We start from the raw sequence: 16,319 nt of genomic DNA on the forward strand, positions 1-16,319 counted from the left end.
GACATTAAAGGTAAATCTAATTTTTTTAATTAAAACATACCCGGTTTCGTCCACTATTTTTGGCTTCATATAAATGCTTATCTGCTATTTCCAAGGCACTCATAAACTGGGATTCTGTCTCTATTTTAGCCGCTCCAAAACTTGCAGTAATTTTAATGTCATGAATAAAAATTTGATCTTCAACCTTTTTACGTAAACGCTCAACCAAAACCCATGAAGCCTCCTCATTTGGACTTTGCAGCAAGATAATAAATTCTTCCCCACCAAACCGCCCAACAATATCACCTTCCCGAATATTAAATCTGCATATATCGGCAAATGCGTATAAAATTTTATCTCCCACAACATGTCCCCATGTATCATTTATATTCTTAAAATTATCAATATCACACATCACAAGATAAACTTCACCATACTGTTTTTTCTCAAACAGGTCTTTGGTTTTTTCCAGAAAGCCATTACGGTTATACAATTTGGTTAAAGGATCTCTCAACCGCTCTTCATTAAGGCTAGTAAACATTTCTTTTACAGCTACGGCCGAGAGAATAATGGCAAACCACAGACTGATAAAAACATTTATAGAAATCAGCATCATCCACCAAGTTGTGGTCGCCACGGTCATATATTGCAGTTCTTGAAGATACACAATGACTATTAAAGCTCTAATAAATGCATAGATAACGACGAAAAAATAGCTCAAACACAAAAGTTTTTCTAAAGCATAGGTTTTTTTAAATAAAGCATATACTTTTGGTAGGGCTAAAGCTTCCAAGCATAAAACCACCACACTAACTATGACCACTCGTGACCATAAATTCTCATCGATATAGGTGAAATATAGAAGTAAAGTTATACCCGCAATAATAAGGCCAGAAGAGATCCATATATTTAATTTAGCATTAGCTTTTAAGAACATTCCATGTACGACTGCCCAAACCCCACCTATATACATAATTGCAAACCAAGGCGCTGTTAGCCGTAGTTGTGTATTTGTCATCAATGTCTGTGTAGCGAATGCTACAGATAACAGAATACAACCAACTCCCATCCACATTAAATACTTGGGTGCTTTAAACCTTAAATATGCAACAATAAAGGCCGTACCAATCAGAATTAAGCAAATTGGGTAAATCAACAAGAAATAGTGAGTAGCTGGTAGATTCACGGACTTGAATAACCACTAGAACTGTGTAGTTTTTATTCTAAATTGTTTAGCTAAACTTATTCAATAAATATTTATTTTTAATAAGAAAATATTAATTGATTATTTTTTAAAAAATCAGTAATTTTTAAACGCGCTTTTCATATTCCATCTCAACAAAATATTCGCACTTTTATTGAATATTTAAAGTCATTGTTCTATTAGAGTGCTTGGAAATATTACTTTTCAGCAAAGATCAGACGTTTGTATAAATTCATTGAGGCTTTTAAAAAGCCCAGAATACCAACTCTCTATATTTGTCATTACTCCAAAAAATAAGGGCTGATAAATCAGCCCTTATTCTCAACTACTTAATCAATTAAGACAATTGAGCAGCAGCAATTTTCTTAGTATCGATGTCTTTAGCAGCATCTGTATACTCGCCCATCTTGTCGAAGTTCAAGTATTGATAGATGTCAGCCGACATGCTGTCAATTTGAGCTGCATATTGTTGGTATTCTTCTGGAGTTGGTAATTTACCAAGTACAGCAGCAACAGATGCAAGTTCAGCAGAAGCTAAGTAAACGTTAGCGCCTTGACCTAAACGGTTCGGGAAGTTACGAGTAGAAGTCGATACACAAGTTGTGTTCGGAGCTACACGTGCCTGGTTACCCATACATAATGAACAGCCTGGCATTTCAGTACGAGCGCCAGCTTTACCATAAATGTTATAGAAACCTTCTTCCATCAATTGGTGCTCGTCCATACGAGTTGGCGGAGCCAACCATAAACGAGTAGACAATACGCCACCAGGTACTTTATCAAGTAATTTACCCGCAGCACGGAAGTGACCGATATTCGTCATACATGAACCAACGAATACCTCATCAATCTTAACGCCTTGAACGTCAGAAAGAAGTTTCGCGTCATCTGGATCATTCGGGCAGCAAAGAACAGGTTCAGTGATTGTAGCTAGGTCGATTTCATACACTTTAGTGTATTCAGCGTCAGCATCAGCTTTAAGAAGTGATGGATTCGCCAACCATTTTTCCATGTTCTCAACACGACGAGCCATAGTACGCGCATCGCCATAACCTTGAGAAATCATCCATTTCAACATAGTGATGTTAGAACGGAGGTATTCAGCAACTTTCTCTTCAGAAAGCGTAATTGAACAACCAGCAGCAGAACGTTCAGCAGAAGCATCAGAAAGTTCGAATGCTTGTTCTACTGTTAATTCAGTTTCCATTTCAGTCAGGTCGATTTCTAGGATACGACCAGAGAAAATGTTTTTCTTACCTTTTTTCTCAACAGTAAGATCGCCTTCTTGGATCGCACGGTAAGGAATCGCATGTACAAGGTCACGTAGAGTGATACCAGGCTGCATTTTACCTTTGAATTTCACAAGAACAGATTCAGGCATGTCTAGTGGCATAACACCAGTCGCTGCAGCGAACGCTACAAGACCAGAACCTGCTGGGAATGAAATACCGATTGGGAAACGAGTATGTGAGTCACCACCAGTACCAACAGTATCTGGAAGAAGCATACGGTTTAACCAAGAGTGAATAATACCGTCACCTGGACGTAATGAAACACCACCACGGTTCATGATGAAATCAGGAAGCGTGTGTTGCATTTGTACGTCAACTGGTTTTGGATACGCAGCTGTGTGACAGAAAGATTGCATTACTAGGTCAGCAGAGAAGCCTAGGCAAGCCAAGTCTTTCAATTCGTCACGAGTCATAGGACCAGTTGTATCTTGAGAACCAACAGTTGTCATCTTAGGTTCGCAGTAAGTACCTGGACGAACACCTTGACCTTCTGGAAGACCACAAGCGCGACCTACCATTTTTTGAGCTTGAGTGAAACCTTTACCAGTATTCTCAGGTTGAACTGGAGTACGGAATAAAGTTGAAGGTGCAAGACCTAAAGCTTCACGCGCTTTACCAGTCAAACCACGACCAATGATCAGGTTGATACGGCCACCAGCACGTACTTCATCTAACAACACTGGAGTTTTGAGTTCAGACTCGGCAATTTGAGCGCCATCTTTGAATGCAGTTACTTTAGCAGCAGCATGGTCGATTTTAAGTGTGATCTCGTCGCCCATGTTCATGTTGGTAACGTCGATCTCGACTGGTAACGCACCAGCATCTTCCATTGTGTTGAAGAAGATCGGAGCAATTTTACCACCTAAGCAGTAACCACCGTCTTTTTTGTTCGGGATGTGAGCAATTTCGTCACCAAAGAACCAAAGAACAGAGTTAGTTGCAGATTTACGAGAAGAACCTGTACCAACTACGTCGCCGACGTAAGCAACTTGGTTGCCTTTCGCAACAAGTTCTTTAATTTGGTTTAATGGACCAACTTCACCTGGTTTTTCAGGATTGATGCCATCACGTTCGTTTTTCAACATCGCATTTGCATGTAATGGGATGTCCGGACGGCTCCAAGCATCTTGAGCTGGAGACAAGTCATCAGTATTAGTTTCACCAGTAACTTTGAATACAGTGAGTTTAATTTCTTCTGGAACGTCTTTACGGCTAGTGAACCATTCAGCATCAGCCCAAGACTGCATAACAGCTTGTGCATTTGCATTGCCCGCTTTCGCTTTGTCAGCTACGTCATGGAATGCATCAAATACAAGAAGAGTTTTTTTCAATGCATCAGCAGCTAAACCTGATAATTCTGCATTGTCTAAAAGTTCAACTAAAGGCGCAACGTTATAACCACCAAGCATAGTACCCAGTAAGTAAACCGCACGTTCTTTAGAAACTAATGGCGAAGTCGCTTCACCTTTTGCCACAGCAGCCAAGAAAGCAGCTTTAACATAAGCAGCTTGGTCAACACCTGCTGGAACACGGTTTTCAAGCAAGTCAACTAAAAATGCTTCTTCTCCAGCTGGTGGATTTTTTAATAGTTCAACCAAGTCAGCTGTTTGAGCATCGTCAAGTGGCTTCGGTGGGACTCCGAGTGCGGCACGTTCTGCAACGTGTTGGCGGTAAGCTTCTAGCACAGTGTTATTCCTCTTTTTTAAAAAATTATTTACGAATTCCAGCTTATGCAAAGCTTCGCAAATAATATGGACTGCTAAATTTTACTAAAATTCCAGTTAAAAGTTAATGCAACTACAGTGTTTCTTTGTGATGCCCATTATTTTATAGCTAAATAATGCCCATATCGATTACACAATAAGCAAATCCTTCACTTTTAAAGCTTTTTGATGATGAAAAAAGTTACTTTTAATGGAACATTCAACACAAAAAAGACAACTCCATGTTGCCTGTTTTGCTTCTATAAAAATATTCAACCTTAGTGGACAGTGGTAGCTGTTAAATATTGAGCTAATTCTGTACGATTCCCGGTAAATTTAACTGCACATTCATCTTCAAACAGGCCTTGATGTTGATTACTGGCGAATGAAATATCAACTAAATAACGAGGATAATGCTGATCTGCCAATTTTCTGCGCAGAAACACTTTATCTCCCACACTCAGGACATAATTTGCACCACCAATAATTGCTACACCGTGCTCATCTTCCAAGAGCAAATCTTCATGATGTAAGTAGCCAATCACATCCATATTTCTACTCCAGTCATTATAATTCTTGATTTCATTATTCAATAACAAGATAAGTTTTTCCATATTTTTAATGAAGCAAATGTCACAATTTATGCTGATCAATATACTCAGGCTATTTTAAGTCACCCAATAAAAAACCGTTCATTAGAACGGTTTGTAATTCGGCATTTTATCATGCGGCGTAGCGATACATTTTTCAGTTATTTTCTGCTTAAATTGATTACGGCTGGCTTCTGGATCTTTACTAATTTCATCTATAGGAAATGCATAGACCTGTTCAATAATATCCAGAATAAAGGTTTTGGTGATTTCATCTTCAATCTTGTTGGCGTGTTCTATAGCGGCCTCTTTGGTAATGGTATTTTGACGATCATACATAATATTGTTTGCCGCATTACCCATACTCGTACAATAGCCTTTCCACTGCTCTTCAGGTGTTAGCGGCTTCTTTTCAGCACAGCCCACCAAGGCAACCAATGCCATCAAAGTGAATAACTTTTTCATCAATGTTCTCCTATTGCCCCCTATCATAATCAAAGTTCATGAAAATACGAAATCATCAAAACAAGATATCCCCAAAAATCATGAGCAAACTAAAATCAAGTACATAAAAATAAGCTCTATTTTAAGTTCATGGTTTTAAAAAAGACTTTGAATTGATTTTTTTATTTTTAACTGATCTTTAAGTTATTAATTTAATTAAATATAATTATTAAGTTACAAATTTAAGCTATAAAATGCAGCAATAGGTAGCTATTCATTTGCATAATTTCATACATAACTGTATGCTTAAAGCCAACTAGAAAAATAGTTTGCTCTGGTAAATCTTCTTGTATTTCGCAGTTTTAGTCATAATCCTTCGTTTTTCAGATTTAAAGTTCCATTCTTATTTTCAAGTTAAATTATCTGGCTTTTCAATAAGCTAAAAACATTTTTAAGGATTTTATTATGTCTAATACTGTAAAAGGTACTGTTAAGTGGTTTAACGAAACTAAAGGTTTTGGTTTTATTCAACAAGAAAATGGCCCTGACGTTTTCGCTCATTTCAGCGAAATCACTGGTAATGGCTTCAAAACTTTGGCTGAAGGCCAACAAGTTGAATTCAGCATCGCTCAAGGTCAAAAAGGCCCGAATGCTGTAAACATCGTAGCACTATAATTTTTAAATCGCGCTTGCCGACTGCAAGTATGATTTAAAAAAAGCGAGAGTTTAACTCTCGCTTTTTTTGGATTTTAAAACACTGATGCGCTAAATTAGGGTGTTTTATTGAGTAGTTGATCTACCAGTTCATTAATTTTAGTTTCAATGATGCACGTTGCGAGTGACATTGCTGAGGTCAGAATCGGGGGATTGGAAATATTGTTTCATTCATGTCCACCACCTCACAGAAAATAAATAGCCCAATATTGAATTGGGCTATTCTTTACTCTTCAACTTCTATCGGATCCCCATCTTCAGGTCGAATATGACGAGTTCCATCATCTGCAGGGTCAACACTTGAGCCATCTTTAGTAATCGTGTTGTACATCTCTTCCTCTCTCTTATCGTCGATAAATTCTTCATCTTCGAAATCTTGAGGCTCATTATCATCGTCAAAATCTAAAGGCTTTTCTTCATCTATCATGACAATCCATCACTTGTTTGATCAACAAAATATCATGCTCAAACATTCGACAGTGTTATTCAATAGTGAACTATCCTTATTTGTGTAACTGATGATGAGATATTTTGTTGTAGCTAAAACCACAAATGCAACACTTGTATTTAAGTCCGAAATGATGCAACAAGCTGTATATGGTCTACACTGCTAAAAACAATGCAGACCAATCTTGATAAAATTTTAAATATAACAAATAGTTGAGAATTTATATTCTCAAGCCATTAGAAGCGCCAGTTATAGAACACGTCTATCGCACGTTCTAGCGATTGGCTCGCTTCCAGATATAAACGTTTATTCATTTGATAACGCAAGGTCAATTTATTCACTGGTGTAAACACCCCTACACCATAACGGATGAACAGATCCGGTGTAATATAACCTGTCACACTGACCTGAGTATCATCTCCCGTTCCCTGTGCATCCAGCGCCAGACCACTCAGACCAAAAGTACGTCCAATCTGGTTGGTGAGAGCGCGTGTACCGCCTAAGCCCATACTGATTCCGGCAGCCGCAATGGTATTATTGACATCGGACTTAAAGCCCGCTTCCTGACTAATACCACTAGCCCCCTCATTAATACGGCCAGTAATGATGGCATTTAAGGCTTCCTGTTCAGACAATCCGGCATCGTTATAGACCTGAATATTCGGACTGGTTGCTGTGCCTGTTACACGCACCCCAACCAGACTACCTTGTACAGTCTTATTAGCATCGATATCCAGGGTCGGGTTATATAAAGGACCGTTAAAACGTGAAATCGCACGATTCAAATCCAGACTTTGTCCATAGGCTTCAATTTTTACCCGTTGACTGACCCCAATTGCACCATTAGCACGCATGGCGGTTTCAAGTCCACGTTGTGAAAGATACAAACGTCCGGCCAGTGGAATACGACTATCAAAGCCCTGGAAAATTACCTGATTACCTAAATTAACCATCACATCGGCACGGATATCCCAAGGACGGGCTGCCCTTAATATTGCAAGCTGGTCTTGTCCTTCACGCACGATTCGAACATCTGAAGACACATTGATTACCGGTGCGGAAGCTTCAGGCATCGAAATCAACGCACGTGGCACATCCACCTTACCGTTTAAGCTTAATTTCTTCTTAAATGGCAGCACATCTAAAGACAAATCCGGCGTAACTACGGCGGTAATTAACGGCGCCTGACGTATAAGCAGGTTTTCACCTTTTAAATGCAACTGAATGCGGGGATCATCTTTCCAATTTACACTACCAGTCAATGCACCTGCACCTTGACCACTATTAAATGCACCGTTAATGGTAGCGTGATCCTGGCGAATGGAAGAATAGACCTGAATATTGGTTAAATTCACCGGCAAGGAAATCATGCTGATCGCACCATCTTTCAGGCGCATTTCACCATTCAGCAAAGGCTGCGTTAAAGTACCGCTAATTTTTCCAGCAAAAGACAAGTTGCCCGCCAGGGAACGGACATCCCGCATAAATGGCTTAAAGACTTTCAGTTGTACCTGATCGAAGGCGATCTCACCGCGCATCGGCATTCTGTCTTTATAAGGGTCGATAATGACATTGGCATAACCGGTACCAATTTCAGGGGTTTTAACATCTAAACGAACCTGTAAACCCGCAGCAATACTTTTTGCCACCACAGCAATTTCATTATATTTAAGTGTAGATCCTATATCTTGTGGATCTTCAGCTGCCAGCCCAATCACACCATTACGGCTAACCAGTCTGGCATCAATTTTTGGCTTGCTGCCTTGTGCCCAAGTAGCTTTGGTATAACCATTGACCTTACCGGTAATTTCCAGACCTTCTGGCATAAAAGCAGCAAAGTCATTTAAATCGACATTACGGGTAATAAATGAAACATTACCTCTGGTTTTACTGACCCGAATCGGTTGGTCAAAACACAACTGGCTTTGTTGACTCGACCAGCAATGCGCACCGACAAACAATTCGCTTTTAGCAGAACTATAAATTACCGAGGCATTCTGACGTTGCACCAAACGTGCGCGCAAGGAGTCAAAATCACCTTTCTGGATTTGTCCCAACCAGTCATTCTGTGCATTAAAACCACCAGCCAATTGCACATAAAATTTAGACAGTCTGTTTTGTGCTTGTACTTTCAGGATATGGGCCTTACGCGTTCCGGCCAGTGAAATTTCACCCTGCTGAATCTCACGCTTACCACTACGCAAGTTTTCCATTTTTGCAGTCATCAAGGTCGGAGCCGACTCAGAAGTCGGCAGCTCGCCTTGTACACGTAATTTTTTAACACTGAATAACTGGTTAAAACCGAAATCATCTACCGCCAGATTGGCCGTCGCTTGCAGGCGTGGTTGTGATTGCACATTTAAATAGCCATAAGCACGGCCACGAAGTCCACTGTATATTTCATACAAGGCCGGCGCATTGATTTTCAGCCTTAGATTCTGTGCATTGCCTGTGGCCTGAAGCTGGTTTTTGGCATAAGAAAGATACAAGTTGTTCGCTTCAAACTGTTGTGGCAGGAAGCCTTTTTGATTTGAATTAATCACCATCGCTAGATTTCCTGTTCCGCGAACAGGTTTATTGTTGATGATACCGGCTATATTCAGTTTCTGGATATTAATACGTTTTAAGTTGTCCGACCAAACCCCTTCAGTTTTCACGTTACCGGACAATTCACCGCGCACAGATGAGACAAAATAATGCGGTTTAAAACGTACTAAAGAGGCATTGATATTCCAGCCCAAACCATTTTTAAGATAGACCAGACCACTGGCATAAATTTTTCCGGCAATACCTGAATGTTTCAGTTCATCGACTTTAACCAGTTCAGGTGTACCGGAGATCTTGAACTTGAGCATGCCTTCGCTGGCCGGAATTTGACTGGCATTGAGTGCGCCATCATAATTGACAGCAAAACTTTTAAATGCACCACCCGCTTTTTGGGTATTAAATAAAAGGGCGATGGTGCTACGACCAGTTAAGCGTACAGTTTCGTTGTTATTTTGCTGCGCCAGGCGACCGGTTAAATTAATCGCATTCAAATGAATAATCTGCTGATTCGGTTTGGCAAAACCATTGGCTTTTACCTGTCCATTGAGCAGATTCACCGGTGCAGCCACCGCAACAGTTTGTGGATTAAAATCTTTGGCATTGAGAATGGCATTCCATTTCAATTGACGTTTTTTGGTCGGCAAATCTACTTTGGCACTACCGCTTAAACTACCTTTACCTGCTACATAACTAAAACTCGGGATATTCAAGTCATTATTTTTGAAATTGAGCTGGGCAGTATACAAGCCTTCAGGCAACCTGCCCTTATCATTTTTGGTCACTGTAGTGGTGACATGAATATCCTGCTTGCCTTCAACCAGCGCCAATTTTACGTCACCCGATTTACTGCTTAACCAGCCCACATAAGGCACAGCGCGATCAATATTTTGCCAGGCCACATTCAGCAGCATCGGATTGAGTTTTTTGCCTTTTTGTTCGGCCTGATCGAGCTTTAGATTCCATGTTTCATAACGGTCAAAATCTACCAATGCGGTTAAATGCAGACCATTTTGCAAACGGCCTTTAGAGGCAATTTTGGCATCCAGAGTTGGAGGTAGAAAGTCTTGGATGATTTGCGGAATCAGTTTATCTTTGGGATTAATTTTATCGACACGGCCATTCATGTCCCAAGTGACATGATTTTTCCAGCTCACCACGCCTGCAACATTCACCGCACCACTCATCAACTGACCATTTAAATTGCTAATGTCGAGCTGATGCACCAAGTCGGTATGCATACTGCCGTTATATTGACCTTGCGGAATATTTTTACCGCTTAAATCTGTAATGGCATCGATATTTAAACGCTGAATATCACCATTAAATTTAGCCACGCCATTTTTGGTATATAGCTTTTGTTCTGTCAGTAATGGCCAATGATATTTTTTTAAATTTAACTCGCCAAACATCGGCACATGTTTGCGTACCGGATGCAGTACCACCCAACCGGTTAACAGGTCTGGGGTATTGGTCGCAACGCCTGCCTGAATCGTGTCTAAAGACCCTGTTGCTACCACCTTGATATCATAAATATTTAGATTTTTATGCAGTGCAGGTATGTTCAGATCACCCACAGCATGTAAAGGATATTTCCCTTCAAACTTCATGTTCCCCGTGGCATTTTTCACCGAAAGGTAGCCCATATCCATCCGGGAATCTTCAAACTGCAATTCAGTACCTGACCAGAGCGCGTCATTCAGGTGAATATCGTGAAACTTTACACTTGCCGAAGCAGTTTTAATCAGCAGATGATCGACATCTGCCGTGTCTAGACGCAAAACAAAGGGCAAACGGATTTCATTAAATTTAAATGGTTTATCACTCGGTGGATGTTTAGTGATAATTTGCAGATTACGTACATCGGCACGATTCAGATGAATTTCTTTTTTAAGGATGGCACGCCAGCCCAGAGTGACATCTGCTCGGTCAATTTTAACGTCTACAGGTTTGAGCATGACTAAAATATTTTTTAGGATAATACCGCTGAGCAGATTACCGCCTTCATATTCATAATGAATAATTTGCTGACGCTCTAAAACACGGTCCAGCAAGAATTTGCTGCCTTTATCGGTACTAAACATCACGGCAAAAGAAGCAATCAGCAACACAAACACGATAAGCAATGTGAATAGCACACTCCTTAAAATACGACGCTTTTTCGGTCTAGGTGTTTCCGTTTCCGGTTGCTGTTCTACTTCAGCCATAATACTCTCTAAAAACTAAGATTTATAAAAACCAGTATTTATAATTGTGAACCAATAAAGAAATGCAGACGTATTGGATGATTGTCATCAGAAATACCTGAAGCAACATCTATACGAATAGGGCCAATTGGCGATGCCCAACGCAGCCCCAAGCCCATACTGTATGCAGTAGGCGTATTGAAATCTTTATCGTAAGCATTGCCGACATCGCTAAAAATGGCTGCACGCCAACCTTCTTTAAATTGATAGTTATATTCAAGTGATCCCACAGCCAGAGCCTGACCACCGATTTTAAATCCATTTTCTTCCGGCGATAGACTTTTATAGTCAAAACCACGTACGGTCTGGTCACCACCAGTAAAGTAACGCAGGTTATAAGGCACCTTGCTAAAATCCTGGGTCAGGATATAACCCAAATCGCCACGCCCGACAAACTGGTGACTATCATTTTCACCCAATGAATAAATAAAACGCCAGCCTGCATTGAGAATGGCCATATCAGCATCAGACAATAATGACTCACTGCCAAGTTCGACCTTATAGGTCTGCTTAAAGCCTTTACCCGGATTGACCCGTTTATCGCTGGTCGCAAGTGATGCCTCATAACCCAACAATAAAGATTGCTGCTGGTCATTGGCATTGGCAATAAATGCATCAGGAATTTCATTGGTATTAATGGTTCCCTGTTGGGTAATCTGGTCCAAACGATAACGGAGACCAAAAGTATGTTGCCAGCTACCACGCGGTCTTTTAATAATTCTGTCAGCACCAGCCACAGCAGATTCAATCTTCAGGCTATTCCCCTGTGCCACGTCATCACGTTCTTCACGTTCATAACCGCCAACGATACTGATGTAGTCATTGATAGGATCGTTATAGGGAATATTATAACGTCCGTCGATAGACTGGCGAATTTGCGACACTTCCATGTTGGCATCAAAAGAATGTCCACGGCGGTTGACGATGGCACGGCGGTACTGAGCACGTAATCGTGCTCCTGTATCGGAACCATAACCTGCCCCTAGTTCTGCACTATTTAAACGATCAGCATTTAAAGTCACGATCACTGGAACTTTCTTCTCTTCACGTGCCTGAACTTTTAATCGCTCTTCTTCAGATTGTTTGGTTTCCTGCTGTGCACGCATCTGACGAAGATTTTCATCCCCTTCAGTTTCCTCTTGACCCGCAAACTGGGTTTCATCGGCTACAGATTGGGTGACTTCTTTAGCGGAAGCGACCCGTTTTTTATCCTGAACGGTAGCCTCACTTTCAGATATTTTTTGCTGATCGACCAAAGCCTGAATATCGGGCGGCAGTTCCAGCGCTTTCTCAACTGGATCTGGATGTATTGCATCCACCAGAGTGTAATTAAAATAACGCGAGTTGGTGAGGTTATTGGCTAAACCATTGACACGCCAGAAAGTATAATCGGCACCATCCTCCCAGGAAACCATACTTTGCAGAACATCCATATCAATTGGAAATGGCTGTGACGGATCACTCATGCGGAATTCGACTGGGCCTAACTTGTAGCGTTCGCCCGTTTCATAGCGCAGGTTCACATCGACAGTATTTTGTGGCTGGGCTACTTTTACATCATGCAGGCGCCAATAGCTGTCAAAGTAACCGTTGTTGGTTGCGGCATCGCTAATACGGTTTTTGGTTTCCTTATATAGACCATGGTTGAAAATATCGCCTACATCCTGATCGGGCAAAAGCCGGATCACCTGAAACTGGGGCTGGTTTTCTCCTGCACCGCTAAATTCAATATTCTGTGCTTTAATCTGTACCGGTGCATTTGTCGTTACTCTGACCCGAACACGACTTTCACTGAGTTTCTCGAATTTAAATTCGGCATTATAAAAGCCAACTGCTTGTGCAGCCTGATTTGACAATGTCCTCAGCTGCGGCAATGCTGAAGGGAAATCACTAAAAGATTCCCGGGTAAAACTGGAAAGTTTAGCTCTGATATTTTCTTTCAGATTTTCCATAGCCTGCGCATAAGCTTTGGCTGAAACATCGCTACTATTTGCTGTAGGGACAATAATCACATCGGCACTGATACGATCCAGCTTGGCAGTATTTAGCTGACGCGGCGGGCGTATTTTATATAACCAGCGTTTAAAGAAATTCGGTTCTTCAATTTCATCAGTGGGGGCCAGTTCAGGTAAAGTTTTACCGGCTGCATTGGCTTCAACCACAATCTGGCTATCTGCCTCAATATTCGACATCAACTGATCGATATTTACCGGTGCCTGATTAATTTCAACCAACTCTTGTTGTGTGGCATCAGAAACGGCTACTTCTGTGCTCTGACCGGCGCGGTATTGCTGGGCTTCTCGTTTCGCCTCTTCGGCAACCCGAAAAATTTCATTTGCCATTTCTGCATTGACAGGGGTTATCGGCAGTTCTTCCAGATCCTCAAATTCAATCGGCTTGAATTCTTCCAGAGGTTGGGTTGCCTGTTCTTGCTGCTCCAGCATTTGCAAGCTATCAGGTTCAATCGGAGTTTGCTGAATGTTTTCTGGCTTTTCCAATTCTGCACTACTGCCCACACCCTGCTGAATAGCTTCATTTTTGAGTTGTTGCTGAAATTCCGCTTCAGTGATGATGCTATTTGGCTGAGTCACTTGTGCAAAACCGTGTTGAGCCAGTAACATGAGTAAAATACTGAGTCCGAATCGTTTATGCTCATTGTTCCACTGTAAAATGGAATTGACGCTTAAAGTAAGCGTCGTCTTTTTAAAATTCAGTTTCGAAAGCATAAAAAACTCTAAACTCATATAATATTTGTAATGGAAATGCCCAATGAAAGCTCGCTAACAAACTCAAATCTATTGGAATTTTCACTAAAGTATAGGTTAAAAACATCATACATGATTTTTATAGTGTTTTACCAAATGCTCACATTTCTTAATAAAACTTAATGAAGTCCACAAACCATGGAAAAAAATGAACATCTCTTAGGCACACGCCGGTTTTTACCGATGTTTGTCACTCAATTTTTTGGTGCCCTGAATGACAACGTGTATAAACAAGCCTTATTACTGGTCATTACCTATGGTTGGATTAACCAGCAAACTGCCAGCGTAAGCACACTGAATAACCTTGCAGCCTTGTTGTTTATTTTACCCTATTTCATTTTCTCTGCCACAGCCGGACAGATTGCCGACAAATACGAACGTTCACAACTTGTACGGGGCATCAAGATTCTCGAAATCGTGATTATGCTGATTGGCTCGGCGGGTTTTTTACTCGGTCATTTGTGGCTTTTATTAGTGGCTTTATTTTTAATGGGTACTCACTCGACTTTCTTCGGACCAATCAAATATGCCATTTTGCCAGAAATTTTAAAGCCCAATGAATTGATGTCCGGAAATGCCTTATTTCAGTCAGGAACTTCAATTGCCATTTTAGTCGGGATGATTTTAGGCGGTGCGGTCATTTCTGCCTCGGACGGCAATTTGTTGTGGATCAGCTTAACGATTGTGACGATTGCCTTGCTGGGATATTTTTCCAGTCGTTTTGTCTTAAAACAAAAGGTGACTTCACCAGACGTACACATTGACTGGAACTTTTTTAGAACCAGCTTTCAAACCCTGGGTTATGCCAAAAGTTTACCAATCGTGTTCCTGATTTTACTCGGCAATTCCTGGTACTGGTTTTATGGCGCGACCTATCTCACCCAAATTCCGCAGCTAACTCAACAAAACCTGCACGCCTCTGAAAATGTAGTCAGCCTGCTATTAACGTTCTTCTCTGTCGGGATTGGCATTGGTTCGTTATTGTGCCGCAGAATTGGTGGTACAGAAGTCAATTTGAAAATGGTTCCGATAGGAGCGATTGGCTTAACCGTGTTTGCTTTTTATCTGGCAGCGAGTTTGGCTTTTGTACCGGAACGTAGCGGTGAATTGCTCAGCTTGAAAGATGTCTTTACCCAAGGCTGGAGTTATTACCATGTCATGCTTGCTGTGACATTACTTGGGATTAGTGGCGGTTTTTATATCGTACCGCTTTATGCCATGATGCAGGCTTTTTCGCCGCCATCACATCGCGCACGTGTAGTTGCTGCAAACAACATTCTCAATGCCGTATTCATGGTATCCTCTGCTATATTTTCTATTATCATCTTAAGTGTGCTTAAGATTGATATTAAAATACTTTTTAGTATCACAGCGATTCTAAGCGCCATTTTCACTACATGGCTCTTGTTTAAGCTCAAGCCCATGCTTGCAGCACAGCAACAAGATGCTTTAGAGGATTAATTTTATGCGCCAATATACCGGTATTGACAAATTTATTCATTCATTTGACCAGGCACTACGCAGCCTGGTTCCGGGCACAACCTCTGCACACCGTGAAAACCCGGGAAATGAAGTTGAAACCAAACTCGGTGTCAGTGAAGCACGCCATGTGGCCGGTTTAATGCGGGTCAATCATAGTGGTGAAGTGTGTGCCCAAGCGCTTTATCATGGTCAGGCATTAACAGCCAAACTCCCGAATGTACGCCGTGAAATGGAACAAGCTGCAATTGAAGAACAGGATCATTTGGCCTGGTGTGAAGACCGTTTAAAAGAACTGGATAGCCACACCAGTTTGCTCAATCCGGTGTGGTATGGCCTGTCTTTTGGCATGGGTGCGATTGCCGGTATTGCCGGAGATAAATATAGCCTTGGTTTTGTGGCAGAAACCGAACGTCAGGTGAGCTTGCATTTACAGCATCATATCAGTCAGTTACCTGAACAGGATGAACGTTCACGTAAAATACTGGTGCAAATGAATGAAGATGAATTGCATCATCGAGATACCGCACTGAAGGCTGGCGGTGTAGATTTGCCAATACCGGTCCGTATTACCATGACCGCTATTTCCAAACTGATGACCAAGACCAGTTATTATATTTAATCTACATTTGCATGATTAAGCCTACTTGAATGTGGGCTTTTTTATGTCTATTCATCACGATTTTTTCTAACGAACGACTATAAAATACATAATCTGAAACAATAAGATACAGACCACCACCGCAAGAACAGTATCAATATCATGATGATAAAGCAGGCAAGCAGAATCAGCAGTACATATTTTCCCAAGGGATAAGCTTTGATTCCGATAAAAATGGGCAGAAAGATTCTGAGCTCCCCCAATAAAATTGCATCAATAAAATGTTCAGCACGGGATAATTGTCGATGAC

General features: G+C 41.1%; 10 protein-coding genes. 3 read left to right on the plus strand and 7 right to left on the minus strand.

The features are described from left to right. Positions 1–25 precede the first annotated feature (25 nt). From FTT83_RS00275 to FTT83_RS00290, 4 genes are all read right to left on the minus strand, one after another. Positions 26–1,165, minus strand: a complete 1,140-nt coding sequence (locus FTT83_RS00275) for a GGDEF domain-containing protein (protein ID WP_180176099.1) — start codon at positions 1,163–1,165, stop codon at positions 26–28. Between the two features lie 355 nt (positions 1,166–1,520). Continuing rightward, on the minus strand, positions 1,521–4,160 hold the full coding sequence (locus tag FTT83_RS00280; protein ID WP_180176100.1) for a bifunctional aconitate hydratase 2/2-methylisocitrate dehydratase: 2,640 nt from the start codon (positions 4,158–4,160) through the stop codon (positions 1,521–1,523). A 296-nt stretch (positions 4,161–4,456) separates the two neighbouring features. Continuing rightward, entirely contained in the window at positions 4,457–4,729 is a 273-nt protein-coding gene (locus FTT83_RS00285) for a hypothetical protein (RefSeq protein ID WP_180176154.1), read from the minus strand. A gap of 144 nt (positions 4,730–4,873) precedes the next feature. After that, positions 4,874–5,233, minus strand: coding sequence for a hypothetical protein (locus FTT83_RS00290; protein ID WP_180176101.1), 360 nt, complete (start codon positions 5,231–5,233; stop codon positions 4,874–4,876). A 444-nt stretch (positions 5,234–5,677) separates the two neighbouring features. Between FTT83_RS00290 and FTT83_RS00295 the strand changes: the two genes are divergently transcribed. Then, entirely contained in the window at positions 5,678–5,887 is a 210-nt protein-coding gene (locus FTT83_RS00295; RefSeq protein ID WP_086175076.1) for a cold-shock protein, read from the plus strand. Positions 5,888–6,152: 265 nt separating this feature from the next. Here FTT83_RS00295 and FTT83_RS00300 read toward each other — a convergent pair whose 3' ends face one another. The 3 genes from FTT83_RS00300 to FTT83_RS00310 all read right to left on the minus strand — a co-directional run bounded on the left by FTT83_RS00300 (position 6,153) and on the right by FTT83_RS00310 (position 13,890). After that, on the minus strand, positions 6,153–6,353 hold the full coding sequence (locus tag FTT83_RS00300; protein WP_180176102.1) for a hypothetical protein: 201 nt from the start codon (positions 6,351–6,353) through the stop codon (positions 6,153–6,155). 257 nt (positions 6,354–6,610) lie between these two features. Next, positions 6,611–11,125 (minus strand): translocation/assembly module TamB domain-containing protein, encoded by a 4,515-nt coding sequence (locus tag FTT83_RS00305; RefSeq protein ID WP_180176103.1) that lies wholly within the window; start codon positions 11,123–11,125, stop codon positions 6,611–6,613. A 38-nt stretch (positions 11,126–11,163) separates the two neighbouring features. Then, complete coding sequence (locus FTT83_RS00310) at positions 11,164–13,890, minus strand: autotransporter assembly complex family protein (RefSeq protein ID WP_180176104.1); 2,727 nt, start codon at positions 13,888–13,890, stop codon at positions 11,164–11,166. A gap of 177 nt (positions 13,891–14,067) precedes the next feature. On the opposite strand from FTT83_RS00310, the gene FTT83_RS00315 reads away from it, so the two are divergent. Together FTT83_RS00315 and coq7 are read left to right on the plus strand one after the other, a co-directional pair. Continuing rightward, on the plus strand, positions 14,068–15,390 hold the full coding sequence (locus FTT83_RS00315) for an MFS transporter (protein ID WP_180176105.1): 1,323 nt from the start codon (positions 14,068–14,070) through the stop codon (positions 15,388–15,390). 4 nt (positions 15,391–15,394) lie between these two features. Continuing rightward, the gene (gene coq7, locus FTT83_RS00320; protein ID WP_180176106.1) at positions 15,395–16,030 is read left to right on the plus strand and encodes a 2-polyprenyl-3-methyl-6-methoxy-1,4-benzoquinone monooxygenase; all 636 of its coding nucleotides are present in this window, start codon (positions 15,395–15,397) and stop codon (positions 16,028–16,030) included. The last annotated feature ends 289 nt before the right edge of the window (positions 16,031–16,319 follow it).

Origin of the sequence: Acinetobacter sp. YH01018, assembly GCF_013420295.1 — a bacterium.
In the GTDB taxonomy this organism is placed as follows: Bacteria; Pseudomonadota; Gammaproteobacteria; order Pseudomonadales; family Moraxellaceae; genus Acinetobacter.